The sequence below is a fragment of the Streptomyces sp. WAC03905 genome, from assembly GCF_057371075.1.
Map to the genome: position 1 here is coordinate 7,088,177 of NZ_JBXYDZ010000003.1, position 26,006 is coordinate 7,114,182.

Below are 26,006 nucleotides of genomic sequence, written 5' to 3' on the forward strand. Positions count from 1 at the left end.
CCCTGACCGTGCGGTCGGGGGCCGGGCGGTCGTGTCCGGGGGGCCGTCCGGCCGTGTGCGTGGTGGGATGAGGGCAGGTGGATCCCATCAGCACACGGAGAGGTCGGGGACATGTCCGAGTCGGGCCGGGGCAACCAGGAAACCATGCGGGCGATGGCGTACGAGACGTACGGCGGGACGGAGGTGCTCTCCGAGACCCGCCTGCCGCTGCCCAAGCTGGGCCCCGGCGAGGTCCTCGTCCGGGTGAAGTGCGCCGGCGTCAATCCCGTCGACTGGAAGATCATGGCGGGCGGGCTCGACCCCCTGATGGACGTCGTCTACCCCGTCGTCCCCGGCTGGGACGTCGCCGGCACCGTCGAGAAGGTCGGCATCGACGTCCCCGAGTACGCCGAGGGCGACGAGGTCATCGCCTACGCCCGCAAGGACTACGTGCACGGCGGGACCTTCGCCGAGTTCGTCACCGTGCCCGTACGCGCCCTCGCGCACAAGCCCGCTGCGCTGAGCTGGGCCGAGGCGGCCGGACTCCCGCTCGCCGGGCTCACCGCCTACCAGCTGCTCACCCGCCTGCACACCGGCAAGGACGACACCGTCCTCATCCACGGCGCCGCCGGCGGCGTCGGCTCCCTCGGCGTGCAGATCGCCCGCGCGCTCGGCGCCCGCGTCATCGGTACGGCGTCCCCGCGCAACCACGACCGGGTGCGGGAACTCGGCGCCGAGCCTGTGGCATACGGCGACGGGCTCGCCGAACGCGTCCGCGCCCTCGTGCCCGAGGGGCCCACCGTCGTCGCGGACTTCGTCGGCGGGGTCGGCGGCGTCACCCGCGAGGTCCTCCACGACGACGGCCGGCACGCCTCCATCGCCGACCCCAGCGTCCTCGGCTCGGGCGGTGAATGGATCTGGGTCCGCCCCGTCGGCAGCGACCTGGCCGAACTGGGCCGGCTCGCCGACAGCGGACAGCTGAAGGTGCCCGTCGCCCGGACCTTCCCGCTGGCCGAACTGGCGGCCGCCTTCGAGCTCAGCCAGGGCGGCCACACCGCCGGAAAGATCATCATCGAGGTCTGACCCGGCCGTGCCGCGCTGATCCGGCCCGCCCGTGGTTCAGCGGGGCAGGTCCGGTACCTCACCGCCCGCCGCCCAGGACACCTCGACCCCGTGCAGGCCGGCCTCCCACGGGCCGGCCACCGCGGCCAGCCGGGCGGCGTCCGGCGGGACGGCCCCCAGCCCGATCGCGTACCGGGCGAGGCCCGGCGCCGCCTCGAACGGCCGGGGCCATGCGTGCACGCCGTGGACCCCGGCCTCCTCCAGCGCGCCGAGCAGGGTCCGCAGCCGCCCGCGCACCCGGCCCCGTACCTCCTCGAACCGCTCCTCGGCCGCCCGTACGGTCACCACCGCCCAGGCGGCGTGCCGCCGGTGCGGCGCCGGCGCGGCCGCAGCCGCCGTCAGGACGTCCACCGCGGCCCCCGACTCCAGCAGCTCCCAGGCCCCGTACAGCTCCTGCACCAGCAGGTCCCGCAAGCCCGGTGTCACCTGGGCGGTGCAACTGCGCACCGGCTCCGAAGGGGTGAGGACCGTGACCGGCCCGGCGCCCGCCCCCGCCATCGGTGCCGACGCCGGCGCCGTCAGCGCGACCGGCTCGCGCCAGTCCCACGCGGCCCAGCGCCCGAAGAACTCCCGTACCAGGGCCTCGGGCGGCAGCGCCCCCGCCTCCTGGACGGTGCGCGCCGCGAGGACCGACCAGGCCAGTCCCGGCAGGCCCCCGAACGGCGCCGAGTCCAGCCCACGGGCCCGGGCCCACGCCTTCACCCGCCGTGCCAGCCCGGCGAACGCGGCACGATCCTCCGCGCCCACGGCACCCCGTACGGCGTCGGCGTCGCTCACCGCGCTCAGCGCGACGGCGGCCGCCTCACCCAGCTCGGCCCGCCGTGCCACCGCCTCCTGCGGATCCAGCCCGCCGGTGGCGACCACCACCAGGTCCACGGACAGCGTCCCGACCCCGAAGCGCAGGCCCGGCACCCGGGCCCCCGGCACCTCGCGCAGCCCCCGCGCCCGCGGCAGCGCGGCCGCCACCCGGTCGCGCACCAGGGCGAGGCCGGCCGCTCCCGGGACCGCCGCCACCAGGTCCAGATCGGCGCCCGGCAGCTCGCAGCCCATCCGGCGCGAGCCGGCCACGTCCACCCGCGCGCCGGGCAGCGCGGCACGGAGGCGCGCGGTGACCGACCCGGCACCGTCGTCCCCGGGCGCCGACGCCGCACCAGACGCCGGCAGGTCACCGGCCGGGGCTCCGCCCACGGGCTCGGGCGTCCAGCGCACCTCGCCGGTGCCCAGCGCCACCGTCGCACGGACCCGCATCGGCCCGTCCCCGCGCCGCGAGAGCACGGCCAGTTCCCCGACCCGCGCGGACACCGCTCCGGCCAAGCGCGCCGCGAACTCCCGGGCCGCCCGCTGCGGGTCGCCGCTGCGTCCCAGCGTCAGGTGCGGGGTGTAGCCCCGGGGCTCGTCGGAACGCCCGCGGCATCCGGGGAACCGCTCCGCCAGCGCGCGCCGCAGCTCCTGCCACGGCGCCTCCCCGGCCGCCGCCGGGTCCAGCCAGAGCGTGGCCTCCTCACGGTGCCCGAAGCTGTGCACGCCCTCCAGCCGGGCCCCGAACGGCGCGGTACCGGCGGCCACTTCGGCCAGCAGCGGAACGGCTTCCGCGAAGGAGGACTCCGGCACGAAACCGAACAGCAGGTTCACGTGCGCGGGCCAGCGCCCGTGCGCCGGGTCGTGTGCGCGGCGCAGTTCGCCCACGGCGTCCGGCAGACGCGGCGGCAGCCACGCCACCGCCGTCCGTACCGTCGCCGGCACGTCGAGCCGCGTCGGCCCCGCGCCCGGCGGACCGAACTCCACCGTCGCCTCCACCCCGTAGTGGTCGGAGACGAACAGGCCGTCGGGCGCGGGGGAGTCGCCGCGAAGCGCCGCCCGCGTCACCCGGAACGGGGCGGAGCCCAGCAGGATGCGGTCCAGCCGGCCGGCGCGCCCGGTCAGCGAACCCACCGCGGCCAGCGGATTGGCCACGGGATCAAACGTCGGTGTGTCGTCCGCCGCTCCGTGCACCTCGCACCACGCGTCCCGCAGGCCGAGCGCGGGGGCGGGCCCCCCGGTGCCGTGCCGGCCGTCGTTGAAGTCGCCCAGCAGGGCCACGCCGGCCTCGACACCGCCCAGACCCTCGGCGAGCCGGGCCAGTTCGGCCTCCCGCCGCTCGTGCCCGTTCTCGGTGTGGTCGCTGGTCAGGTGGGTGGCGGCGACGACCAGCGGCCCGGCCGCGGTGCCCACCGTCACGGCGGTCACCGCCTTGTGCGCGCGGAAGGAGTGCAGGCCCGCCTCCCGCACCGGCAGCCGGCTCAGCACCAGCAGCCCGCACTCGGCGACGTCCCGGCCGCCGGGATCCGTGCCCAGGGTGTACCCGGACCGCACCCACGGCGCCGCCAGCAGCATGGCGAGCAGCTCCGGCTCGACCTCCTGGAGCGCGATGACGTCGGCGTCCGCGACGGCCAGGTCCTCCAGCAGGAGCGGCCTGCGCCGGGCGGTGGCGATGCGCGGGGCGTCGTAGCGGTCCCAGAGCGTGTTCCAGGTCAGCAGCCGCACGGAGGACGGTGCCGCGGCGGCGTCCGCGGGGCCGGCCTCGGCGGGACGCCACGCGCCGCCTCCCGCCGGATCCCACGCGTACGGGGTCCGGGCGGTGAAGAACGGGGCCCGCAGCAGGCGCGGCTCCCGTACCCGGCCGGCTGTCGTCACGTCGATCAGGTCCACCCCGGTGGCCCGGTCCCACACCAGCTCGCCGTCGGCCTCGACGAACAGCACCCGGTGCCAGGGGATGTCGCCGCCCGGCACGAAGGAGGGCAGCGGGACCCGCTTGGGCGCCGCCCCGCGCCGGAGCAGGCCGAGGACGAACCGCGCCGGATCGAAGCGCGGGTCCCAGCGGACCTGGTGGTAGAGCTGCTCACTGGTGCGCATCGCCGCCGCCTCCGTCTCCGTCGCCGCCCGCGGCCACCGGGGCGGGTCCCAGGGTGCCCGCGGTGTCGTCCACCCGGCCGCCGGCGCCGACGTACCACGTCCGGTGCGCCCGGCCCGCGTACGGCGGGCTGAACCGGCGCAGCTGCGAGGTCAGCACCTGCGGCGGCACCGGGTGTGGGCGCACGCCGTTGCGGCGCACCAGCTCCGCCTCCTCGACCAGCACCACGGCGTGCGTGACCAGTGCGTCGCGGCGGCGCGCGACCGAACCGGCCAGCCCGCGCTGCTGGTCGGTGAGGGAGGTGGCGTCCCACACGACCGTCCCGCCGCGGGCCAGCGCCGCGTCGAGCCGGTCCAGCCCCTCGCCCAGCACCTCGGCGTTGGCCCGCTGGTCCGCCCGCGAACCCCGGGCGGTGCGGAGGTCGTCGAGACCGATGTACGCGTCCACGCCCGGCAGCCCGCGGCCGAAGGTGCTCTTCCCGCTGCCCGAGGGGCCGCACAGCTGCACCAGCCGGGGAAACGATCCGTCGCGCCACTGCCACGTGGCCGCCACGGCCTCCTCCACCGAGGACCCGGAGATCCGGCCGTGCGCGAAAGCGCGCCGGGCCTCCGCCCAGCAGCGGTCCGCCGCGTCCGCGTCCAGCCCGGCGAGGGACTCGCGCAGCGCATCGCGCAGGGACTCCAGCGGACCGGGACCGGCGAGCAGCCCCGCCTCCTCGGCCCACAGGGCGGACCAGGCGACGTACTCCCGCGCCTCCGGTCCCTCGGCCAGCGCCCCGGCGAGCGCGTGCAGCACCCCGAGATCGGCCGCCGCGGCCATCCGCACGAGCCCGGCCCTCCGGTCCGCGTCGGGGAACGGCCGCTGCAGGTACGGGTGGAGCCCGAGCAGGTCGCCGACCCGCCGTGCCAGGCCCATCCCGGCCGGCCCCGCCGCCAGCGACGCGGCGACCCGGGCCCGTGGCGCGCGGCGCAGCAGTGCGGCGAGCACTCCGGCCAGCCGGTCGTCGCCGGTCCGCCCCGACGCGTCGATCCGGGCGGTCACCTCGGCGACCGCGTCCCGGTCCCGGCCCCGGTCCCGGCCCTCGTTCCCGTCGCCGGTCCCGTCCCCCTTCCCGTTCCCGATCCCTCGCCCGTCCTCGGACGCGTCCGCGCCCACGGCGGCCGCCAGGGCCGCGGCATCCGGTTCGGCGCCCGAGCGCACCGCCCACAACGGGGCGGCCGGACCGAGCCCGTTGGGCACGACCTCCGCGTACATCCAGTGCTGGTCGGTCTGCACGTGGCCGACCCGCACCCACTTGGCCACGCACCGGGCGAAGTCCGCACGGGAGAAGCCGGCGGCGGTGCGCACGACATAGCCCTCCTGCCGGGCCGTGTCGAGCTTCAGCCTGCGCAGCGCACGCTCGTCGAAGGTGCCGCGCCACAGCACGCGGGGCACGGGCACCCCCAGGCCCCGCAGGAACGCAACGGTCCGGTCCCAGTCGAGGCAGTGCTCGCCGTCCCACACCGAAAACCCGTAGAACCAGCTGTCCAGGTCCTCGTACGGGATCGAATGCCGGGCGTACAGGTTCTCCCCGCACACGCGCCATCCGGCGGGAATGCCGGGCCCGATGCGTCCCTGGAGGCTCTTGACCCAGGCCCGGGAGGGGTGGTGACCGGAGTCGAGCGAGCGGGCGTGGAGTCCGTCCGCGTACAGGGTGGTGTTCTCCCCGTCGAGCTTCTCGGTGACCACGACCTCGCGTCCGGCCAGGCCGGTCAGCCCGACGGCCCGGACGTCGTCCGCCGACGCCCCGGGTGACCAGGGCAGGTGGGGCGTACGGGGGTAGTGGGTGCGCATGATCCGCTCCGGCTCGACGACGGGGTCAGCCGTCACTCTAGGTATCCGGTGTCGGGCGGATCCACCCAATTCAGCGGCAGAGGGCCACGATGGCCGGCGACACCGTTCCCCTGGCCGCCTCGCACAGGGAAGTCATGTCGTACGAACGCACGGGAGCGGTACGGGACTTCGCCGGTGCGGCGGCCGCCCGCCGACCGGCACTCCCCGCCGGTTCGCCGGTCCCGGGGGCCTTGGCCCGGCGCGGGGCGGTCCCCGGCCGGGGCGGCCGTACTCCGGCGGCCGCCCGGCGCCGCGCCGCCGCCGGAACCGACGCGGGCCCGGCCCCGGACACCTCCGGAGCGACGTCCTCCGTCTCCTCCGTCTCCTCCGTCTCCTTCGTCTCCGTCGTCGGCAGCGGTACCAACGGTCCGGCGGCGGCCGCGGATTCACGGAGCGGCTGCCCGCGGCCGCCGGTCGGCACGGGCGCCGCGCGGGGGACGTCCGGTGCGGACGCGGAATGCACCGTCACGCATCCGGAGGCCATCACGAGCGCGGCGAGTGTCAGGGGCAGGGACCGGCGCAGCTGCATGCCGACCACCCTGCCGCACCGGCGCCGCGCCGGCCCCGCCGATCACACGGTCGGGTGACTCCGGCGGGCGTCCCGGAACCGACCGGCGGGAGCACGGGGTGCAGCGGGGGTGCACGCTCCGTGACGAACCGGAGCGGATCCGGTCGATCGAACATACGATGGGCGGGAACCGGCGCGGACGGCTCGCCGCGCCGCCGGACCGGGCCGCTCGTGGGAGACGCATGGCACAGGCCGCCGAACCAGCACGGACCGTCATCCTGACCGTGGACGACGATCCCGGGGTCTCCCGCGCCGTCGCCCGCGACCTGCGGCGCCACTACGGGGCCGGCTACCGGATCGTCCGCGCGGAGTCCGGTGAGTCCGCGCTGGAGGCACTGCGCGAGCTGAAGCTGCGGGGCGACCTGGTGGCGGTCATCCTGGCCGACTACCGCATGCCGCAGATGAACGGCATCGAGTTCCTCGAACAGGCCCTGAACGTGTACCCGGGCGCGCGGCGCGTACTTCTGACCGCCTACGCCGACACCGGCGCGGCCATCGACGCGATCAACGTCGTCGACCTCGACCACTACCTGCTCAAGCCCTGGGACCCGCCCGAGGAGAAGCTCTACCCGGTCGTGGACGACCTGCTCACGGCGTGGCGGGCCAGCGACTACCGCCCGGTGCCCGCCACCAAGGTCGTCGGGCACCGCTGGTCGGCGCGCTCCTCGCAGGTACGGGAGTTCCTGGCCCGCAACCAGGTGCCGTACCGCTGGTACTCCTCCGACGAGCCCGAGGGGCGCAGGCTGCTGGAGGCCGCGGGCGCCGACGGCAGGCGGCTGCCCCTGGTCGTCACCCCCGAGTGCGCCGTGCTGATCGAGCCCGAGGCGGCCGACCTCGCCGCCCACGTCGGGCTCGCGACGACACCGGCCGCCGACTTCTACGACCTCGTCGTGATCGGCGGCGGCCCGGCCGGACTCGGCGCCGCCGTGTACGGGGCCTCCGAGGGGCTGCGGACCGTACTCGTCGAGCGGTCCGCGACCGGCGGGCAGGCCGGGCAGAGCTCCCGCATCGAGAACTACCTCGGCTTCCCCGACGGAGTGTCCGGAGCCCAGCTCACCGAGCGCGCCCGCCGCCAGGCCGGCCGGTTCGGCGCCGAGATCCTCACCGCGCGCGAGGTCACGGGACTGGAGCTCAACGGCCCCGCCCGCGTCGTGCGCTTCTCCGACGGCTCGTCCGTCGCCGCGCACAGCGTCATCCTGGCGACCGGAGTCTCCTACCGGCAGCTCATGGCGCCGGGCTGCGACGACCTGACCGGCCGCGGCGTGTACTACGGCTCCTCCCTCACCGAGGCGTCCTCCTGCCAGGGCCACGACGTGTACATCGTCGGCGGTGCCAACTCCGCCGGGCAGGCCGCCATGTACCTGTCCCGGGGCGCCAAGTCGGTGACCCTGCTCGTCCGAGGGGACTCCCTGACGGCGTCCATGTCGTACTACCTGATCCAGCAGATCGAGGAGGCACCGAACATCTCGGTGCGACCGCGGACCGTCGTCGAGTCGGCCCACGGCGAGGAGCACCTCGAACAGCTGGCGCTGCGGGACGTCGACACCGGCGCCACGGAACTCGTCGACGCGCAGTGGATGTTCGTCTTCATCGGCGCGGCCCCGCTGACCGACTGGCTGGACGGCACGGTACTGCGCGACGACCGCGGGTTCATCCTGGCCGGCCCCGACCTCACGCCCGACGGGCGGCCGCCCGCGGAATGGCCGCTGGACCGGCCGCCGTACCACCTGGAGACCAACATCCCCGGCGTGTTCGTCGCGGGCGACGCGCGCGCCCAGTCGGCGAAGCGCGTCGCCTCCGCGGTCGGAGAGGGAGCCATGGCCGTGATGCTCGTCCACCGCTACCTGGAGCAGTCATGAGCGGAGCGTTCGTGCACTGCGATCCGCAGGAGATCGCCTCCCTGTTCCTGTTCGAGAAGCTCACCCCGCAGCAGCTCGGGCAGCTGTGCGCCGAGGGCCGGGTGGAGCGCTTCGAGCCGGGCCCCGTCTACACCGAGGGCGATCCGGCGACGTGCTTCTACGTGATGATCGAAGGCACCGTCGTGCTGTCCCGCCGGGTCGGCGGCGACGACGTCGAGGTGAGCCGGACCTCGCAGCGCGGCGTGTACGCGGGGGCCATGCAAGCCTACTTGGGCGACCGGGTCCCCCAGACGTACACCAACTCCATGCGCGTGACCGAGCCGACGCGGTTCTTCGTGCTGCCCGGGCAGGCGTTCTCGGACTTCATGCAGCAGTGGTTCCCGATGGCCGCCCACCTGCTGGAGGGTCTCTTCTTCGGTGCGAAGAACACCCAGCGGGCCATCGGGCAGCGCGAACGCCTGCTGGCCCTCGGGTCGCTGTCCGCCGGACTCACCCACGAGCTCAACAACCCGGCCGCGGCGGCCGTCCGGGCCACCGCGACCTTGCGCGAACGCGTCGGCAAGATGCGGCACAAGCTGGCCGTCATCGCCCAGGGCGACTACTCCCGAGAGGCCATCGCCGACCTCATCGAGGTCCAGGAGCGCACGGTGGAACGCGTCGCGAAGGCGACGGCGCTCAGCCCGCTGGAGGCCGCCGACCGGGAGGACGAACTCGCCGACTGGCTCGACGACCACGGCATCACCGAGGGCTGGCGGATCGCACCGACGTTCGTCCAGGCCGGACTGGACGTGGACTGGCTGGACCAGGTCGCCGCCGCCGTGGCCGACGACATCCTCCCCGGAGCCATCGGATGGCTCAACTACACGGTCGAGACAGAGCTGTTGATGGACGAGATCGACGACTCCACCACCCGCATCTCCCACCTCGTCGACGCCGCCAAGCAGTACTCGCAGCTCGACCGCGCCCCGAACCGGGTCGTCGACGTGCACGAACTCCTCGACAGCACCCTGCTGATGCTGTCCGGCAAACTCGGCTCCCGGGTGCGGGTGGTCAAGGACTACGACCGTTCCCTCCCGGACGTGCCCGCCTACCCGGCGGAACTCAACCAGGTGTGGACCAACCTCATCGACAACGCCGTCTTCGCCATCGCGAGCACCGGCGGCGACGGCACCCTGACCGTCCGCACGGCCCGCGAGGGCGAACGGCTGCTGGTGGAGTTCCGTGACACCGGCCCCGGCATCCCGGCCGACATCCGCAGCCGCATCTTCGATCCCTTCTTCACCACCAAGCCGGTAGGCGAGGGCACCGGCCTGGGCCTGGACATCTCCTGGCGGATCGTCGTCAACAAGCACCACGGCAGCCTCCAGGTGGAGTCCGCCCCCGGCGACACCCGCTTCCAGGTCCTGCTGCCGCTGACCGCCGCACCGGAACCCCAGCCCGGATCCGACCCCGAGCCCGACCCCACGAACGGATCCGACCCCGAGAACGGAACCGCCCCCGACAGCGCCGAGGAGCCCGCATGACCGACATCAAGGGACTCGACCCGAGCGTCCCGCCGACCGGCACCGGCTGCGCCGACTGCGACGAGGTGGGCGGCTGGTGGTTCCACCTGCGCCGCTGCGCCCAGTGCGGCCACGTCGGCTGCTGCGACTCCTCGCCCGCCCAGCACGCCACCGCCCACTGGAAGGCCACCGGGCACCCCCTGGTGCAGAGCTTCGAGCCGGGCGAGCAGTGGTTCTGGGACTACGACAGCAGCGAGATGTACGAGTCCGGACCCCGGCTGGCCCCGCCCGGCGACCACCCGGCGGACCAGCCGGCCCCGGGACCGGCCGACCGGGTGCCGGAGGACTGGACCCGCCGCCTGCACCGCTGACCCGCCCGCCGGCCCTCGTGCCGCTCAGGCCGGGCTCGCGGCCCGGCGCAGGGCCGCGGGCGTCGTCCCGTACCAGCGCCGGACCGCCCGGCGCAGCGCCCGGGCGTCCGCGTAGCCACTGCGTGCCGCGATCGCCTCGACGCTCAGGTCCGTGGTGCGCAGCAGCCGCGAGACGCGGTCCCGGCGCACCGCCTCGACCTCGGTGCTCCACGTCGTGCCGTGCTCGTCGAGGCGCCGCTGCAGGGTCCGCGGGCTGACGGCCATCCGCCGCGCCACGGTGGCCAGGTCCGGTGCGCCTTCGCCCTGGACGCAGGCCACTGCGCCGCGGAACAGGTCCAGCCAGTCGCGCAGCGGGACCGCGGTGGCGAGGATGTGTTCGGCATGCCGTCGCAGCACGGCCGACAACCCGGGCTGTGCGTGCGGTGCGGGAGCGGTCAGGTCGGCCCTGCGCAGGGTGAGGGAGCTGACCGGGGCCCCGAACTCGATGGCGCGGGTGCCGAACAGCTCGATCAGCGCGTCGTGCCGCCGGGGTGCCTCGGCCGCCAGCGCCACGCCGAGGGGCACGAGGCGCCGTTGCGCGGCCTCACTCAGCCGGCGCAGGTACAGGCCGAGCGCGCAGGCCCGGACTGCGCAGGCCGCCTCGTGGGCCAGATCGGCCCGGTTGAAGTGGCTGAGCACGACCCGGTCGCCGTCCTCGGTGATCCGCAGGTCATCCGTGCCGGTGTCCAGGACGGTGGCGAGATGGGCCCCGGCGTCCCGGATGCCGTCGAGGGGAGTGGGCGCGGAGGTGATCAGGTAGTCCCACACCCCGAGGCTCCCGACGGCCGACTGACCAGCCATCAGCAAGGACACCTCGGTCCAGGGGGCGTGGACGGTCGCCAGCTCCGCGATGCGGATGCTCGTCATGACGGGCGGCCGGCAGAGGTCGTCGTCGAGGTGCTCGGGCGCCATGCCCAGCAGGTGCGCGTAACCGGCCGCGGGTACGCCGAGCAGACGTGCGGCATGGACGTTCAGCCGGGTGAGGGCGGAGGAGGTCGTTCCCTGGTGCGCGTGCGAGACCACAGGGGCTGAGCATAGACGCAGCATGACCCGACGATCCCGACGATCCCGACGATCCCGACGCCGCCGTCCGGGTCCGGACGTCCCCGATGGCGTGAAGGGTTCCCCGTGGCGCGTTCGGTCCCCTTGCTGACGTCTGCTGCCATGGGCCGGACCCGCCGTCCGGCCCTAGCGTTGTGATCGTTCTCGCGGCTGCCCCGGCACCACGGGACGCACGGGAGGTCCCGTCCGGATCGGAGCCCCCCCACGGGGGTGGGGGGCTCGGGATCCCCGCGCGCGGAGCGCTGTTTGACCCTCGACCTGGTGGAGGGCGCAGAGTTCCGGGTGTGGAGAACGAGATGCGCAGCATCGGCGAGATGGCCCGGGACAGCGGACTGAGCGTGAGCGCCCTCCGGTTCTACGACGGAGCCGCCGTTCTGGTGCCGGCCCGGGTGGATCCGGCCAGTGGCTACCGCTGGTACGGCCCCGAACAGCTCGACGAGGCACGGGTACTGGCCCGGCTGCGCCGTGCGGGGATGCCCTTGGCCGACATCCGCCTGGTGCTGGCGGGCTGGTCCGGCACCGACACCGATCTGGTGCGCGGCCTGCTCCAGGCGCATCTGCACCGGCTCGAAACCGGACTGTCCGCCGCCCGCGGCGAGTTCTCCACGGTCCGAGCGCTTCTCGAACGCAGGGAGAACCCCATGACCTCACTCCGTACCGCCACCGTCGGACTCACCGTCCGCGCACCCGATCTCGCCGACGCCCTGGACTCCGTGCGGTTCGCCGCCGGCACCGATCCGGAACTGCCCGTGCTCGGCGGCGTCCTGTTCGACATCGACGGGGACGACCTGCGCGTCGTCGCCACCGACCGCTACCGGATGGCCGTCGCACGGGCCTCGACCGCCGGGTACGCAGGACCCCGCGTCCAGGTCCTCGTGCCGTCCCGGCTCACCGACGCCATGCGGGCCCTGCTCGGTGACGACGCGGCCGTCCGGCTCACCGTGGACGGTGACCGCGTGGCCCTGCGCACGGAGGGCCACGAAGCGGCCGGCCAGTGCCTCGACCACGACTTCCCCGACTACCGCCGCCTCGTACGGCTGCCCGCCGGGCGCCGCGCGCGCGTCGCCGCCCCGCAGTTCCGGCACCTCGTGGAAACCGGACCGGTCCGCGCCGGCGAGCGCCGGCCGTGACGAGCTGGTCGTCGAGGCGGGCGCCCCCACGACGCCGCTGGCGATCCGCCGGACCGACACCGAGGACGCCTTCTCGATCCTCATGCCCGTCCGCCTGGACGGGTAGCCGGCGCCCGCACGCCCCCGCTACGCCCGGACACCCGCCCGCGTGGCCAGCCGCAGGGCGTGCTCCACCGGGCCGCGGCGCAGCGGGCTGCCGGCCCAGAGCCGCTGCCAGACCCAGGTCAGGCCGAGCGCGGTGGCGCTGAAGGCGATCCACGCCGACCAGGACGCCGCGCCGTGCGCCGGGCCGGCCAGGACCAGCGCGTGGACGACGTACGCGCTCAGCGCCATCGCCCCCAGCACGGTGAGGGGCCGCAGCAGGCGGGCGCCGATCGCGTACCGCGCGGTCAGGGCGCACAGGCCGATCAGGGCGCACCCCACCCCCGCGTTGCCCAGGGTCTCCAGCGGGGTCTGGCTGTAGGGGTCGGCCAGCAGCAGCCAGTCCCAGGACGTGCTCGGCACCGCGCCGAACTGGCTGTCCAGCACCGCCCGAACGGGATCGGCGGCGGCCATCGCCTCCGGGTGGTGGACCGCTATCGCCTCCAGCAGCCGCTGCCGGGTGCCGAACGCGTGACCGGCCAGCCAGGCGGAGCCGTACCCGGCGATCGCCGCCACCGCGCCCCAACCGGCCATCCGCCACGCCGTCGCCCGCTCCCGCACGTCGCACAGCCGGGCGAGGGCCATCCCGGCCAGCACGTACGGGAAGTACGTGGCCAGCGGATACGCCCCGGTCAGCAGCAGCTCGCACACCACCCCCGCCAGACCCGGCCCGCTCGTCAGGTCCGCGGCCTCGGGGACCAGACCGCGGCCCGACGCCCCGTACCCGAACAACGGGCCCAGCAGGAACGACAGCAACGGCCCCACCACCACCGACGCGCCCGCCACGGCGGTGAGCACCGGTGCGGAGAGCCGCGTGAAGGGTTCGGCGGCCAGGAAGTACACGGCGAAGAAGGCGAGGATGACGAGGATCCCGGGCCACAACGAGGCCAGGTACAGGCCGAGTACGGCCAGGACGGCGCAGCGGATCAGCAGCGGGCGCCACCGCGCAGCCCATCCCTCGGGGCGCCGCGCCGGATCCGTGGCGCGCTGCGCGAGGACCAGGGAGAAGCCCGCGAGGAGCGTGAAGAGGGCCGGGGCGCGCCCGTCGGCGGCGACGAGCAGATACCCCGCGCCACGGGGCTGCGGGCCGGGCCCCACGTGCACGGCGAACATGCCGAGGACGGCGATGCCGCGCACGGCGTCCACCCCGGCCAGCCGGCCGGAGCCGCCGCCGGTCCGCCCGCCCGGCGCGGCCCCCGTCCCGGGACCTGATCCCGTCCGCGCACCCGCCCCCGTACCAGCCCCCGTACCAGCCCCTGTGCCCACCGCTGTTCCCGCCGCCGTTCCCGCTGTGAAGTTGGTCGGACCGGCGGTGTTCATGCCGCCAGCCCGCTCCCGGACCGTACCAACGCCGACATAACCAGGTAATAAGGAGGTATAGCGGTGGCAAAACGTGTCCCCCCTTCCCGGCTGCGCGGACCGCCGTAACCCGCGGGCCGTACCAGCTGTTGCACAGGCGGCGGGTCCGCACGGGTCCGCCCAGGCGAACGGAGTCCCGATGCCGCAGCTGACCGACCACAGCGCGACCGACGACCAGGAGTGCGGCGCCGGGACCTGGATGACCCCGGAGGAGTACGGCGCCTCCCGGGCAGCCGTCTGGACCGCCGCCGTCGTCCTCGTCACCGACACCGACGGCCGGGTCCTGGTCCAGAGCGTCGACTACCGCGCCGACCGGCTGCTGCCCGGCGGAGCGATCGACGCCGGCGAGGCGCCGTCGGCCGCCGCCGCCCGCGAGCTGCGCGAGGAACTCGGCGTCGACGGCCGCTACCCGCGCGGCCTGGCCGTGGACTGGATCCCCGCCGACACCCCCGGCTTCCCTCCTGAGATGGGGTTCCCCGGCGAGATCCTGCACGTCTACGACGGGGGGACCTGGACACCGGACCGGATCGGCGCCGTCCGGCTCCCGGCGCAGGAGATCACCGGCATCCACTTCGCGGAGCCGGCCGACCTGCCCGCCCTGATGGACCCCGGCGACGCGCGCCGCGCCCTGTCCGCGCTGCGCGCCCGCATCAACGGCTCCGGCGCCGCCCTCCTGGAGGACGGCCGCCCCACCGCACCGACCGCCCTCGACCGGCTCGGTGCGCTGCGCGCCCGCCGGATCCCGCAGCGCGGCGCCTGGCACGGCGGCCCGGTCCCGGCGCAGCGGCCCGTGCGCGACCTGTCCGGCTGGCTGTTCGCCCCCGACGGCCGGGTCCTGCTCCTGATCGCCCGGGCGACCGGCGCCGCCCACCTCCCGTCCCCCGCCGCCGCGAGCGCCACGGGGGCCGCACCGCTCGGCTACCGCACCGGCGACCACGGCGTGCACGCCCGCGTCACGGCCCGCCTCACCGGCCTGCCGCCGGCCACGGACCCGGCGTACGCGCGCCTGCTGGCCACGCCCGAACAGGTCCGCGAGCTGAGCGACTGGGGCCCGGCCGGCGAGGACGAGATCGCCGCGGTCCACGCGGCCCGCGCCCGCCTCCACCTGCCCGCTCCCGCCCGCACCCCGCTCGCCGAACTCCCCGAGGAGGGCCTGCGCTGGTGACGGCCCGGCGGGACCGCCGGTCACCGCCCCGGCCGCCCGTCACGGCCGTGGCCGTGAAATCCGTCGTCCCCGGTCCGCGGTCCCGCAGCATGGGCCCATGAGCGACAGTGCGATCACCTACACCCTCTACATCCAGGCCGATCCGTCCCGGGTCTGGCAGGCCCTCACCGACCCCGCGTTCACCCGCCGGTACTGGGGGCTGAGCTTCGAGACCGACTGGGCGGTGGGCTCCCCGATGGACTGGGTCGAGCGGGGGACCCGCACCAGTGACCCCGGCCAGCTCGTCCTCGGCTGCGTCCCGGACCGCCTGCTCTCGTACACCTGGCACACCTTCAGCCCGCAGTGGGCGGCCGCGGCCGGGATCGACGAGGAGCTGCGGTCCGAGCTGGCGAAGGAGCCCCGCACGAAGGTGACGTACGAGATCGAGCCGGTCGGCGACGCCCTGGCGCGGCTGACGATCCGGCACGAGGGCTTCGAGCCGGGCGGCACCCTGATCGGCATGTGCGGGCAGGCCTGGCCGATGCTCGCGTCCAGCCTGAAGACCCTCCTGGAGACCGGCGCCCCGCTCCCCGGACCGGAGGGGGAGGCCGGCGCCGCCGAAGCCTGATCGGGAGCGCCGGCACGGCGAGGGCCCACCGTCCGGCCCTCCGGCGGCACCCTGACCACCGCCCCGCCACGGCCGTCGTGTGGAATGGATCCCATGCGGAAAGGCACGAAACAACGGCGACCCGTCATAGGCATGCCGACCGGGGTCCTGGTCCTGCCGGTGGCGGGCGGCTGGGCGACGTCGATCACGGGCGTCGGCTGCGGCCGGGCCGACCCGTCCGTCGACGCGGCACAGGCCAAGGACAGGGCGGCGGCGACCGTGGCCGACATCGCGTACCGGTACCACGGGCGGACCGTACGGACCGACTGGGAGCCGATCGGGGACGGCGGCTGGGCGGGACGCGTCCGCGAGGACGTCGCCCCGTGACCCTCCCCGACGTCGACCCCGGCACGCCGCCCGAGCACTGGCGCTACGCCCGCCACCTCGAAGCCCTCGCCGCGACACCCGGCGAGAGCGCCGAGGCCGAGGTCGTCGCCGCCGTCCTGCGCGACCCCGACCGCGTGATGGCCGAGAGCGCGGTCGTCACCCACCTCGACCGCCGGGCCGCGGGCCTGCTCGCCGACGACGGGTTCACCGTCTGGGCGCGAGCCATGTCCGCAGTGCTCGCCGGCCGGGCCTTCCCCGAGCGCCGGCTGCGGGAGTGGACCCTGCTCAAGGCCGTCACCCGCGGCGAGCCCTGGTCCGCCGCCGAGCTGACCGACGCCTCCGACTGGTGCCAGCGCACCGCGGTCCGGCTGCTCGCCTCGTACGAGGCCCTGGAGCTGCTCGCCGCCGACGCCCGCACCCGCCGCGTCCGCAACGCCGCCGCCGAGCGCCTGCGCCGACGGCCCGCCGCCCCGCAATCCGAGTGACCCGGCGCGGCACGACGGCCTACGCTGCCCCGATGACCAGCCCGCACCTGATCCGCGCCAACCGCTTCATGGCCGCCTTCGCCCGCCGCCAGGCTGTCCGTACCGTCGGGCTGCCCGGCGGGTTCGCCGCGTACGACGACGCCTTCGCGCAGTCCCGCGCCAACAACCAGGTCGTCATCGACGCGGCCGTCGACCCCGAGGCGCTCCCCGGCCTCGTGGAGGAGGCCCTCGGCCACCTCCCGCACCGCCTGGTCTCCGTGTTCGACGACGCGGCCGCGCGGGCGTGCGCCGGACCGCTGGTCCGCGCCGGCTACACCCACTCCACGTATCTGGTGATGCTCCACGCCGGCCCGGCGCCCGCCCGCGCGGCCGCACGGGAGGTCGCCCTCGACGACCTGCGCGGCCCGCTGACCACCCGGTGGCGGGGGATCCTCCCGGACGTCGACGACGAGGTCGTGCGCCAGCTCGTCGAGCGGCGCGGGACGCGCCTGCGCGGCGCCGACGACGTCCGCTTCATCGGCTCGCGCACGGAGGGCGGCGAGGTCGCCTCCTGGGCCGACCTGTACCTCGACGCCGCCACCGGGACGGCCCAGATCGAGGACCTGATGACCGCGGAGGCCCACTTCGGCCGCGGCCATGCCGACGCCGTCCTGACCACCGCCCTGCACATGGCCGCGGAGGCCGGCTGCGACACCCGCTTCCTGACCGCCGACGCGGCGGACTGGCCGCGCCACTGGTACGAGCGCCGCGGCTTCCGCGTCATCGGCCACTCCCACGCCTTCGAACGCGACTGACCGCGGGCCGGCGCGGCCCGCCGCGCCCGGCGGCTTCAGATGCCGCGGCGGACCCTCGCCGCGCGCCGGGCCTCGGCCTGCTGACGGGCTTCCAGGGTCTTGCGGGACTCCTTGCCCTTCCCGGGCCGGCCCGGCCGGGTGCCGATACCGCGGAAGCCGAAGCTCCGTCCCCGACGGCCTGCCCTTGGCGTCGGTCGGCGCGGAGCCGGACAGCGGCACTCCGGAAGGGGCTTTCGCCCCGGTGATCCTGCTGAGCGCCGCCTCACCGGAGCGCACCTGCGTGATCGTCGGCCGGACCCGCGCGTCGGCCAGCAGCCGGACCATGTCGCGGCGCTGGTTCGGCGTGACGAGGGTGACGACCCGGCCGGACTCGCCGGCCCGGGCGGTACGGCCACCGCGGTGCAGGTAGTCCTTGTGGTCGGCCGGCGGGTCGACGTTGACGACGAGGTCGAGGTCGTCGATGTGGATGCCGCGCGCCGCGACGTTCGTCGCGACCAGCACGGTGACGGCCCCCGCCTTGAACTGGGCCAGGGTCCGGGTGCGCTGCGGCTGGGACTTGCCGCTGTGCAGGCCTTCGGCCCGTACGCCCATCGCCCGCAGGTGCTTCACGAACTGGTCGACCCCGTGCTTGGTGTCGAGGAACATCAGCACCCGGTTGTCGCGGGCCGCGATCTCGGTCGCCGCCGAGACCTTGTCGGCCGCGTGGATGTGCAGCACGTGGTGGTCCATGGTCGTCACGGCGCCCGCCTGCGGGTCCACGGACGACGAGACCGGGTCCTTCAGGTACCTCTGGACCAGCTGGTCGACGTTGCGGTCCAGGGTCGCCGAGAACAGCATCCGCTGACCCGCGTGGTGCACCTGGTCCAAAATCTCCGTGACCTGCGGCATGAAGCCCATGTCGCACATCTGGTCCGCCTCGTCGAGCACGGTGATCCGTACCCGCTCCAGGTGCACGTCGCGCCGTCCGACCAGGTCGCTCAGCCGCCCGGGGGTGGCCACGACCACCTCGGCACCGGTGCGCAGGGCGCTCACCTGACGGCCGATGGACAGGCCGCCGACCACCGTGGCCATCCGCAGCCGCAGCGCCGCCGCATACGGCTCCAGCGCCTCGGTGACCTGCTGCGCCAGCTCGCGCGTCGGTACGAGCACCAGCGCCAGCGGACGCTTCGGTTCCGCCTGCTGTCCCGCCGTGCGCGCGAGCAGCGCCAGGCCGAAGGCGAGGGTCTTGCCGGAGCCGGTCCGCCCGCGCCCGAGGACGTCACGCCCGGCGAGGGCGTTCGGGAGGGTGGCGGCCTGGATCGGGAACGGCTTCGTCACCGAAAGGGAAGCCATGGTCTCCGTCAGCTCCACGGGCAGGTCGAGCTCGGCGAACGAATCCACCGGAGCCAGCGCCGGCGACTTCGGCCGGGGCATCGCGAACTCACCCTGCGGCCCGAGGCTCCGGGGGGCCTTGGCGGAGTTCCTGGAACCGGAACCGGCCTTGGCACCACCCTTCACACCGAAGCGCCCATGAGCTGACGGGTTCCTCATGCAGGACCTTTCGAAGTACGGGGGGAAGAAGGAAAGGAGATGGTCAACCGCCCATGGTACCAGCGGGGGGCGGACCCGCCGGGGCGTCCAGTTCGCCCGCGCGCACCTGGGCGCAGTGGGCGCGGACCTCGACGGCGGCGCGCTCGAACCAGTCGGCGATCACCGCGATCTCGTCGGGGGTGTAGTCGGCGAACAGCGCCCCCAGCCGGTCGTAGAAGGGCTGGTAGACGGCGAAGACCCGGGCCGCCGCGGCCGGCTCCGCGACGACCCGCACCCGGCGCCGGTCGGTGGGATCGGGCCGGCGCCGCGCGTAGCCGGCCTTCTCCAGCCGGTTGAGCACGCCGGTGACGGCGCCGGTGGTCAGGTCGACCAGTTCGGCCAGGTCGCCGGCGGCGAGGGGGGTCTCCCCGGCGCCCAGGACGTGCCCGAGACAGGTCAGGTCGGTGACGTTGAGTCCCAGCCGCTGCGCCACCTCCTGCTGGCCGACGATGCCGAGCGCGACGAACTGGTCCATGCGCGAAAGCGCCTCCGCGGCGGTGGCCGCGGGGCGGGACTTGCCCTGCACGCTGATACTCCTTAGCATCTAAGTTACTTAGCTAGTGAGATACTTACCTTGCGAAATAAGCATCTCTTTGTCCGAGCCTACTGCTGACCCTTTCGACCAGGGAGAACCATGAGCGCGCACGGTCACGTCGATCTCGGCCACACGGTGGCCGGCTGGACCGGAACCACGGTGGCCCTCCTGGGGTTCGCCGGGGCGGGGGCCGCCGTGTGCGCGGCCTGGCCGCCCGGGATCCTGATCGGCCTCGGCGTCGTGGCCCTGGCCGGACTCCTCACCTGGCTGCTGCACCTCGCCGGGTGGGGCAAACCGAGCGGCCCCCGCCCCGAGGCCGAGTGGGACTGGCGCGTCCGCGACACCACCGCCCGCACCGGCCACGCCGACTGTCTGGGCTGCCGGGCCGCCGGCCCCCGCCGGGCCGCCGGCGCCGTCGCCGGACCCCGTCCGGCGGCCGCGCTGCCGACCGTCGAAGAGGGGGTCTGAGCCCGTACGGGAGCGGCGGCTCCCCGTATCGCGGACAAGGCGGCCGCAAGTTCGAATGCGCGACGCGCCCCGGTTGGCCGCGTCCGGCGTGTGCTCCGGGACGCCTTTGGGCAGGATCGAGACGGCCGCGTGTGCGGCCCGCAGTGGACCGTTGTGAAGGATCAGCAAGATGGCAACAGGTGTCGTGAAGTGGTTCAACTCGGAGAAGGGGTTCGGCTTCATCCAGCAGGACGACGGCGGTCCTGATGTGTTCGTGCACTTCTCCGCGATCCAGACCACTGGGTTCAAGTCGCTGGAGGAGAACGCACGGGTCGACTACACCGTCACCCAGGGCCCCAAGGGTCCCCAGGCCGACAACGTGGTCACCCTCGGGTAGTCCCACCACGCGCCGTGCCGTGAAGAACGAGAACCCCGCCGCTTCCCGGCGGGGTTCTCCGCGTCCGCTCCCGCCCCGATCCGCCCGATCCGCCCCGCGGGCCCGTCCCCTAGCGCCGGCCGACCGCGCGGTGCAGCGACATGAGCAGGGCCCACAGGTCGTCCGCCAGTGCGGCCGGATCCGCCGGGATCTCCCCGTGAAGCCAGTCCGCGAGCACCCCGGTGAAGGTCGCGGCGACCGCCGAGGCGACGAGTTCGGACCGGGGGGCGCCCACCGCCTCGCGTTCGGCGTGGGCGCGGGCCCGCAGCTCCCGGTGCAAGCGGTCGCCGAGGGGTCCGCCACCGCCCGGCAGCAGCAGGGTCCGGTGCAGCTGCGCCCGCCGGGCCGCCCCCGTCAGGAACTCGGCCAGGGCCGCCGGAGGGCGGGCCGGGGGGAGGGGCGAGGAGTCGGTCTGCCAGGCGTGCAGGGCGTCCACCGCCGCGTGCACCACGTCCGCGCACGCGTCGACGGCGAGCGCGGTGAGGTCCTCGTAGTGCAGGTAGAAGGTGGCGCGGCCGACGCCGGCCCGGCGGACCACCGCCGAGACGCTGACCTCCGCGAGCGGCCGGTCCGCGCACTCGGCCAGCAGGCTCTCGCGCAGCCGCGCCTTGGTCCGGGCCGTGCGGGGGTCCTCCGGACGGGCCGGCGGCTGCGGTGCCTGCGGAGTCATGCGGCCAGCAGTGCGGCGCCGAGCGCGAGGGCCCCCGGTACCGCCTGGGCGAAGAGGATCCGGCGGTTGGCGGTCGCGGCCCCGAACGCGCCGGCCACGATCACGCAGACGAGGAAGAAGACCTGCGTGGCGAGCGAGTCGATGACCAGCCCCCAGACCAGGCCGGCGGCGAGGAAGCCGTTGTAGAGGCCCTGGTTGGCGGCGAGCGGCGCCGTCAGCCGGGCGGTGGCCGCATCGAACCCCGACAGCGCCCGGCCCGGCGGCCGCTGCCACAGGAACATCTCCAGCACGAGGAAGTACGCGTGCAGTGCGGCCACCAGGCCGATCAGGATCTGAGCGACCGTCTGCATGGCCGTCTCCACTTCTCCGGAGGGGTGCGAAGCAATTTCCTGGACAACTGTACAGGAAGTCGTTCCGTCACAGATGGGCGTCCAGGAACGCCCCGAGTTCCTCGCGGTCCATCGGGCCCGCCTGGCTCGCCACCGCCTCGCCCGCCACGACGAGGACCGCGGTCGGCGCACCCGTCACGCCGTAGCGCTTCGTCGCCCCGGGACACCGGGTGATGTCCGCGCGGACGGCGGTGAACCGCGTCCCGTACTCCCGCGCCAGCTCACCGACGACCGCGTCCATCGCCCTGCAGGCCTCCACCGCCTTGGGCCAGGTGCCGCAGAAGTAGGCCAGGACGGGCCCCGTCGTCATCGACAGGACGAAATCGAACTCCTCGTCCTCCTGCGGCCGGTGCACCCCACGTGCCATGCGTCTCGCTCCTCGTCCGGGCGCCCCTCCGCCGGGAGCGCGGCACCCATCATCGCCGCCGACCGGGCGGGCGGCCGACGGGCCGTTGTCAGTGCCGCCTGTGAAGCTGATCAGCATGGACGACAGGATGCTCCGGCGCCGGGTCTACGGCGCCGACCACGAGGACCCCGACCCCGGCCCCCGATCCGGCCACGTCTACGGCGAACTGGTCGGCGGTCCGCTCGACGGGCTCCTCCTGGACATCACGGGCTGGAGCGCGCACCGGCTCGACGAGGAGGCCCGCCTCCCCACGGAGATAGGCCGCTACGGAGCCGGCGGCCGGGCCCACTACCGCCGCAGGGCCGGCGACCCGGGCCACTGGGACTGGACCGGCGACAGCCGCTGACCCGGCCCCACCAGGGCCACGGCGGCCCCCCGGTGGCCGCCGGGAAGAATTCCCCGAAACATTTCCGGAGAGCTGTCGATCCGGGCGCCTCCCGTTCGACGCAAGGGTGAGAGGCGGGGAAGGACCCCGCCCCGCGACCGAGGAGTCACCATGCCGCGCTTCCTGACGATGATCCGCATCAACGAGCAGGACCTTCCCCCCAACGAGTTCCCCCCGGAGTTCGAGCAGCGCATGGGCGCCCTGCTGGAGGAGATCACCAAGGCGGGCGTCATGCTCGACACCGCAGGACTGCTCCCCACCTCCGAGGCGACCCGTCTCAGCTGGTCCGGCGGGAAGATCAGCTACACCGACGGCCCCTTCACCGAGACCAAGGAGGTCGTCGGCGGCTACTCCCTCAGCCAGTGCAAGGACAAGGCCGAGGCCATCGAGTGGACCCGGCGCTTCCTGGAGATCCACCCCGCGGAATGGAACGTCAGCGCCGAGGTCCGGGAGATCCAGGAGATGTGACCCGGCCGGCTCGCGCCCGCGTTTGCCCTGCCTCGTCACGGCTGCTCTGATGGGTGGCCGTGACGGCAGTGGATACGGCCCGGGCGGTCGAAGCGGTGTTCAGGATCGAGTCGGCGCGGATCATCGCCGGCGTCACCCGCATCGTGCGGGACGTCGGCATCGCCGAGGAGATCGCACAGGACGCCCTCGTCACCGCACTGGAGCAATGGCCGGAGTCGGGTGTCCCGGACCGCCCGGGCGCCTGGCTCATGGCGACCGCCAAGCACCGCGCCATCGACCTCGTCCGCCGCAAGGAGACGTACGCGCGCAAACTCGCCGAGGTCGGCCGGACCCTGGAGGACGAACCCCCGCCGGCCGAACCGGCCGAGCCCGACGACATCGACGACGACCTGCTGCGCCTGGTCTTCACCGCCTGCCACCCGGTCCTCGCCACCGATGCCCGCATCGCGCTCACCCTCCGCCTGCTCGGCGGACTGACGACCCAGGAGATCGCCCGCGCCTTCCTCGCCTCCGAGAGCACCGTCGCCCAGCGCATCGTGCGCGCGAAACGGACCCTGGCCAAGGCCGCGGTGCCCTTCGAAGTCCCGTACGGCGCCGACCGCGAGGCACGCCTCTCCTCGGTCCTGGACGTCATCTACCTGATCTTCAACGAGGGTTACTCCGCCACCTCCGGCGACGACCTGGTCCGGCCCGCCCTCTGCGAGGACGCCCTGCGCCTGGCCCGCGTACTGGAGGCCCTCATGCCCGACGAGGGGGAGGTGCACGGCCTCGCCGCGCTGCTGGAGTTCCAGGCGTCCCGGACCGCCGCCCGCACCGGCCCCGACGGCGAACCGGTGCTGCTCGCCGACCAGAACCGGGCCAGGTGGAACCGCCTGCTCATCGCCAGGGGCGCCCGGGCGATGAGCCGCGCCGGCAGCGGCCCGTACGCCCTCCAGGCCGCCATCGCCGGGTGCCACGCCGCCGCCGTCCGCTACGAGGACACGGACTGGGCCGCGATCGCCACCCTCTACGGGCGGCTGGTCCAGCTGACCCCCTCTCCGGTGGTGGAGCTCAACCGGGCGGTGGCCGTGTCGATGGCCGAGGGGCCGGCGGCGGCCCTGCCGCTCGTCGACGCCCTGGCCCGGGAACCGGCCCTGAGCGCCTACCACTTGCTGCCGAGCGTCCGGGGCGACCTGCTGGAGCGCCTCGGCCGGCCGCGCGAGGCCCGGGCGGAGTTCGAGCGCGCCGCGTCGCTCACCCGCAACGAACAGGAACGCACCCTGCTCCTGCGGCGCGCGGCCCGCCTCTGAGCCCGGGACCGGGCCGCCCGTGGGCGGCTCAGCCGCGGCGTGCGAACGCGGCCACGTCCGACGGGGTCCCCCGCACGGGCCGGCGCTGCGGCGTCAGCGCGACGGGCCGGCGGAAACCACCGGTCCGGGCGACCTCCCGGACCGTCAGGCGCAGCGCCTCCTGGAAGTCGCCCATGGTCCGGCGGGCCGCGCGGGTGTCGACGTAGATGGAGTTCATGTGCAGGCCGTCGGTGTCCCGCTGGAACCAGGAGCAGGCGCCGTTGGCCCGCGCCGACCACACGTGCGTGGTGGGCCGCCACTCGTCGTGGCGCTCGGCGCCCGGGCACTTGCGCATGTCGATGTACGAGAAGAAGTTCACCGGGTACGGCCAGGAGCGGGCGGCGAACTCCTCGGGCGCCAGCAGCTCCCACGCCCGGACGAACGGCACGTCGAGGTGCGTCATCATCTCGCCGAACCCGGCCCGCACGGAGGCCAGCACCTGGGCGAAGTCCCGGCCGGGGGAGGCGTCGAACTCGATCGGCAGGGTGTTGACGAACCAGCCCACCGAGTTCGTCCAGGTACCCCGGCCGCGCTCGCTGACCGGCATCAGGCCGCGGTAGACGCCCGGTCCGCCGGCATCGCGCAGACACACGGCCACCGAGCCCAGCACGCCCATGAACGGCTTGCCGCCGGCCGCCAGGCAGGTCTTCTCGAAGACCTCGGCCTCACCGGCGTCCAGCAGCATGGAGGCCTCGTTGACGATGGGGTACATCCGCCCCGGCTCGACGCCGAGGTCGAGGGGGAAACGCGGGAAGAACTCGCCGGCGGGCCCCATGAAGGCCTTCCAGTAGTCCAGTCGGCCGTCGCGGGCGTCGATGGACAGGTAGCGGCGGCGCTGCTCGTCGGCGAAGTCCAGGTAGCTGGGTGCGGGCGGGAGTTCGGCGGTCCCGCCGGCGCGCAGGGCCTCGTAGGCGGTCAGTACCTCGCGCGCCACGATGGGCATCGACATGCCGTCGCAGACGATGTGGTCGAAGGCGAGGTAGACCGTCGCCGAGTCCTCGCGGACCACCGCCCCCATGATGAACAGCGGCCAGGACAGGGTGTCGATGCTCCGCTTGAACCGCTCGACGAGGAAGTCGGACAGCACGCCGGCGTCGTCGAAGGTGCCCACGGGCTCGGGGTCGAGGCTGAGCGTGGCGGGGGCGAAGGGCTCGCACGCCAGCTCCCCGGCCAGCCTGCGGAACGCGCAGCGCAGCACCTCGTGCCGCCGGACGAAGGTGAGCAGGGCCCGGGCCAGGGCCGGTTCGTCGAGCGGACCGGTCACCTCGAAGGTGACCGCGACCCACGAGGCGACGGGGTCGTCGGCGGCCCGGCTCTCCTCGGCGACGGTGAAGTGCTTGTCCTGGTTGAAGGACGCCTTCCGGCTCGCCGGGTCGCCCGGCCCGTCGGCGTCCGGCGCGACGTGGTCCGGCCCGTCGGCGTCCGGCGCGACGTTGTCCGGCCCGACGGCCTCCGGCCCGACGTGGTCCGGCCCGACGGCGTCCGCCGCGGTGGACCTGAGCCGCCACTCGACCACCCTCCCGGGTGCCACGTGGTGCATCTCCAGAGGAAACTGCCGCATACCGCCATCCCTTCGCCCCCCGAGTCAACCCCCAGGCCCTAACGACCCCCGGCCCGGTGAGGTGACGGAATCACCCCTGCGGGGCGGGCCGGGCGGTGACGCGGGCGGGCCGTCTGCGCAGGGCACCCTCGAAGAGGGTCCAGCCGTCGACCTCCAGGCCCGAGGGGCCGTCGGGACGCCATCCGCAGGCCCGGGCCTCCTCCATCAGGGCCCGCACGGTGCCGGGTTCGTGCAGGTACAGCGATGCGCCGACGGCCAGGGACACCTCGCCGGAGACCATCGGGTACCCGGCCGGGACCAGCCTGCCCGGCCCTTCGCGGAAGACGACGCGCAGGTGTCCCCGCGCCCCGGCCAGGTGGACGGTCAGCGACTCGCAGCAGTCGCGGGCGCCGCCGCCCGGGCTGCCGTGGGAGTGGCGCACCGACCACGTGTAGGTGTCCCCGCCCACGACGAGGCGTCGGGCCTTCTTCGGGTTGCGGGGCATCCGCGGTCCTTCCGGGG

At 74.7% G+C, this 26,006-nt stretch carries 25 protein-coding genes and 2 pseudogenes; 16 read left to right on the forward strand and 11 right to left on the reverse strand.

Going from position 1 to position 26,006, the window contains the following annotated elements:
* Positions 1–144: 144 nt before the first annotated feature.
* Positions 145–1,062, forward strand: a complete 918-nt coding sequence (locus AC2RP6_RS34470) for an NADP-dependent oxidoreductase (RefSeq protein ID WP_486450551.1) — start codon at positions 145–147, stop codon at positions 1,060–1,062.
* A 36-nt stretch (positions 1,063–1,098) separates the two neighbouring features.
* On the opposite strand, the gene AC2RP6_RS34475 is transcribed toward AC2RP6_RS34470, so the two are convergent.
* Together AC2RP6_RS34475 and AC2RP6_RS34480 are read right to left on the reverse strand one after the other, a co-directional pair.
* The gene (locus AC2RP6_RS34475; RefSeq protein ID WP_486449750.1) at positions 1,099–3,993 is read right to left on the reverse strand and encodes a poly(A) polymerase; all 2,895 of its coding nucleotides are present in this window, start codon (positions 3,991–3,993) and stop codon (positions 1,099–1,101) included.
* Positions 3,980–5,824 carry an RNA ligase family protein gene (locus AC2RP6_RS34480; RefSeq protein WP_486450552.1) on the reverse strand — a complete coding sequence of 615 codons (1,845 nt, stop codon included), beginning with the start codon at positions 5,822–5,824 and terminating at the stop codon, positions 3,980–3,982. The genes AC2RP6_RS34475 and AC2RP6_RS34480 overlap by 14 nt, the downstream gene beginning before the upstream one ends.
* A 134-nt stretch (positions 5,825–5,958) precedes the next feature.
* On the opposite strand from AC2RP6_RS34480, the gene AC2RP6_RS34485 reads away from it, so the two are divergent.
* From AC2RP6_RS34485 to AC2RP6_RS34500, 4 genes are all read left to right on the forward strand, one after another.
* Positions 5,959–6,450 (forward strand): hypothetical protein, encoded by a 492-nt coding sequence (locus tag AC2RP6_RS34485; protein ID WP_486449751.1) that lies wholly within the window; start codon positions 5,959–5,961, stop codon positions 6,448–6,450.
* A gap of 163 nt (positions 6,451–6,613) precedes the next feature.
* Positions 6,614–8,290, forward strand: a complete 1,677-nt coding sequence (locus AC2RP6_RS34490; protein WP_486449752.1) for an NAD(P)/FAD-dependent oxidoreductase — start codon at positions 6,614–6,616, stop codon at positions 8,288–8,290.
* Entirely contained in the window at positions 8,287–9,813 is a 1,527-nt protein-coding gene (locus tag AC2RP6_RS34495; protein WP_486449753.1) for an ATP-binding protein, read from the forward strand. Before AC2RP6_RS34490 ends, AC2RP6_RS34495 begins: the two co-directional genes overlap by 4 nt.
* Entirely contained in the window at positions 9,810–10,163 is a 354-nt protein-coding gene (locus tag AC2RP6_RS34500) for a UBP-type zinc finger domain-containing protein (protein ID WP_486449754.1), read from the forward strand. The genes AC2RP6_RS34495 and AC2RP6_RS34500 overlap by 4 nt, the downstream gene beginning before the upstream one ends.
* A gap of 24 nt (positions 10,164–10,187) precedes the next feature.
* On the opposite strand, the gene AC2RP6_RS34505 is transcribed toward AC2RP6_RS34500, so the two are convergent.
* Positions 10,188–11,225: a helix-turn-helix transcriptional regulator gene (locus AC2RP6_RS34505; protein ID WP_486449755.1), complete on the reverse strand. Its 1,038-nt coding sequence runs from the start codon at positions 11,223–11,225 to the stop codon at positions 10,188–10,190.
* Between the two features lie 335 nt (positions 11,226–11,560).
* Between AC2RP6_RS34505 and AC2RP6_RS34510 the strand changes: the two are divergent.
* Positions 11,561–12,500, forward strand: a pseudogene (locus AC2RP6_RS34510) (DNA polymerase III subunit beta family protein).
* 20 nt (positions 12,501–12,520) lie between these two features.
* Here the strand turns inward: AC2RP6_RS34510 and AC2RP6_RS34515 are convergent.
* Positions 12,521–13,672, reverse strand: a complete 1,152-nt coding sequence (locus tag AC2RP6_RS34515) for a DUF418 domain-containing protein (RefSeq protein WP_486449756.1) — start codon at positions 13,670–13,672, stop codon at positions 12,521–12,523.
* A gap of 361 nt (positions 13,673–14,033) precedes the next feature.
* Here AC2RP6_RS34515 and AC2RP6_RS34520 point away from each other — a divergent pair, with 361 nt between their 5' ends.
* The 5 genes from AC2RP6_RS34520 to AC2RP6_RS34540 all read left to right on the forward strand — a co-directional run bounded on the left by AC2RP6_RS34520 (position 14,034) and on the right by AC2RP6_RS34540 (position 17,311).
* On the forward strand, positions 14,034–15,059 hold the full coding sequence (locus AC2RP6_RS34520) for an NUDIX domain-containing protein (protein WP_486449757.1): 1,026 nt from the start codon (positions 14,034–14,036) through the stop codon (positions 15,057–15,059).
* A gap of 97 nt (positions 15,060–15,156) precedes the next feature.
* Complete coding sequence (locus AC2RP6_RS34525) at positions 15,157–15,666, forward strand: SRPBCC family protein (protein ID WP_486449758.1); 510 nt, start codon at positions 15,157–15,159, stop codon at positions 15,664–15,666.
* Positions 15,667–15,759: 93 nt separating this feature from the next.
* A complete protein-coding gene (locus tag AC2RP6_RS34530) occupies positions 15,760–16,032 on the forward strand; it encodes a hypothetical protein (protein WP_486449759.1) in 273 nt (90 codons plus the stop codon).
* On the forward strand, positions 16,029–16,517 hold the full coding sequence (locus AC2RP6_RS34535) for a hypothetical protein (protein WP_486449760.1): 489 nt from the start codon (positions 16,029–16,031) through the stop codon (positions 16,515–16,517). Before AC2RP6_RS34530 ends, AC2RP6_RS34535 begins: the two co-directional genes overlap by 4 nt.
* Before the next feature lie 32 nt (positions 16,518–16,549).
* Positions 16,550–17,311, forward strand: a complete 762-nt coding sequence (locus AC2RP6_RS34540; RefSeq protein ID WP_486449761.1) for a GNAT family N-acetyltransferase — start codon at positions 16,550–16,552, stop codon at positions 17,309–17,311.
* A 35-nt stretch (positions 17,312–17,346) separates the two neighbouring features.
* Here AC2RP6_RS34540 and AC2RP6_RS34545 read toward each other — a convergent pair.
* Positions 17,347–18,841 (reverse strand): annotated as a pseudogene (locus AC2RP6_RS34545) (DEAD/DEAH box helicase).
* A 43-nt stretch (positions 18,842–18,884) separates the two neighbouring features.
* Complete coding sequence (locus AC2RP6_RS34550) at positions 18,885–19,406, reverse strand: MarR family winged helix-turn-helix transcriptional regulator (RefSeq protein ID WP_486449762.1); 522 nt, start codon at positions 19,404–19,406, stop codon at positions 18,885–18,887.
* Between the two features lie 108 nt (positions 19,407–19,514).
* Between AC2RP6_RS34550 and AC2RP6_RS34555 the strand changes: the two genes are divergently transcribed.
* Together AC2RP6_RS34555 and AC2RP6_RS34560 are read left to right on the forward strand one after the other, a co-directional pair.
* Positions 19,515–19,883, forward strand: a complete 369-nt coding sequence (locus tag AC2RP6_RS34555; RefSeq protein ID WP_486449763.1) for an HGxxPAAW family protein — start codon at positions 19,515–19,517, stop codon at positions 19,881–19,883.
* Positions 19,884–20,052: 169 nt separating this feature from the next.
* The gene (locus AC2RP6_RS34560) at positions 20,053–20,259 is read left to right on the forward strand and encodes a cold-shock protein (RefSeq protein WP_486449764.1); all 207 of its coding nucleotides are present in this window, start codon (positions 20,053–20,055) and stop codon (positions 20,257–20,259) included.
* 109 nt (positions 20,260–20,368) lie between these two features.
* Here AC2RP6_RS34560 and AC2RP6_RS34565 read toward each other — a convergent pair whose 3' ends face one another.
* The 3 genes from AC2RP6_RS34565 to AC2RP6_RS34575 form a co-directional block, all read right to left on the reverse strand.
* A complete protein-coding gene (locus AC2RP6_RS34565; RefSeq protein WP_486449765.1) occupies positions 20,369–20,968 on the reverse strand; it encodes a TetR/AcrR family transcriptional regulator in 600 nt (199 codons plus the stop codon).
* Positions 20,965–21,318: a DUF1304 domain-containing protein gene (locus AC2RP6_RS34570; RefSeq protein ID WP_486449766.1), complete on the reverse strand. Its 354-nt coding sequence runs from the start codon at positions 21,316–21,318 to the stop codon at positions 20,965–20,967. Before AC2RP6_RS34570 ends, AC2RP6_RS34565 begins: the two co-directional genes overlap by 4 nt.
* A 67-nt stretch (positions 21,319–21,385) precedes the next feature.
* Positions 21,386–21,724, reverse strand: a complete 339-nt coding sequence (locus AC2RP6_RS34575) for a thioredoxin family protein (protein ID WP_486449767.1) — start codon at positions 21,722–21,724, stop codon at positions 21,386–21,388.
* Between the two features lie 115 nt (positions 21,725–21,839).
* On the opposite strand from AC2RP6_RS34575, the gene AC2RP6_RS34580 reads away from it, so the two are divergent.
* The 3 genes from AC2RP6_RS34580 to AC2RP6_RS34590 all read left to right on the forward strand — a co-directional run bounded on the left by AC2RP6_RS34580 (position 21,840) and on the right by AC2RP6_RS34590 (position 23,905).
* Entirely contained in the window at positions 21,840–22,109 is a 270-nt protein-coding gene (locus AC2RP6_RS34580; RefSeq protein WP_486449768.1) for a hypothetical protein, read from the forward strand.
* A gap of 150 nt (positions 22,110–22,259) precedes the next feature.
* Positions 22,260–22,616 (forward strand): YciI family protein, encoded by a 357-nt coding sequence (locus tag AC2RP6_RS34585; protein WP_030654218.1) that lies wholly within the window; start codon positions 22,260–22,262, stop codon positions 22,614–22,616.
* A 68-nt stretch (positions 22,617–22,684) separates the two neighbouring features.
* On the forward strand, positions 22,685–23,905 hold the full coding sequence (locus AC2RP6_RS34590; RefSeq protein ID WP_486450553.1) for an RNA polymerase sigma factor: 1,221 nt from the start codon (positions 22,685–22,687) through the stop codon (positions 23,903–23,905).
* 28 nt (positions 23,906–23,933) lie between these two features.
* Here the strand turns inward: AC2RP6_RS34590 and AC2RP6_RS34595 are convergent, their stop codons facing one another.
* Both AC2RP6_RS34595 and AC2RP6_RS34600 read right to left on the reverse strand, forming a co-directional pair.
* Positions 23,934–25,505, reverse strand: coding sequence for a condensation domain-containing protein (locus AC2RP6_RS34595; RefSeq protein ID WP_486449769.1), 1,572 nt, complete (start codon positions 25,503–25,505; stop codon positions 23,934–23,936).
* 70 nt (positions 25,506–25,575) lie between these two features.
* Positions 25,576–25,989: a hypothetical protein gene (locus tag AC2RP6_RS34600; protein WP_486449770.1), complete on the reverse strand. Its 414-nt coding sequence runs from the start codon at positions 25,987–25,989 to the stop codon at positions 25,576–25,578.
* Between the last annotated feature and the right edge of the window lie 17 nt (positions 25,990–26,006).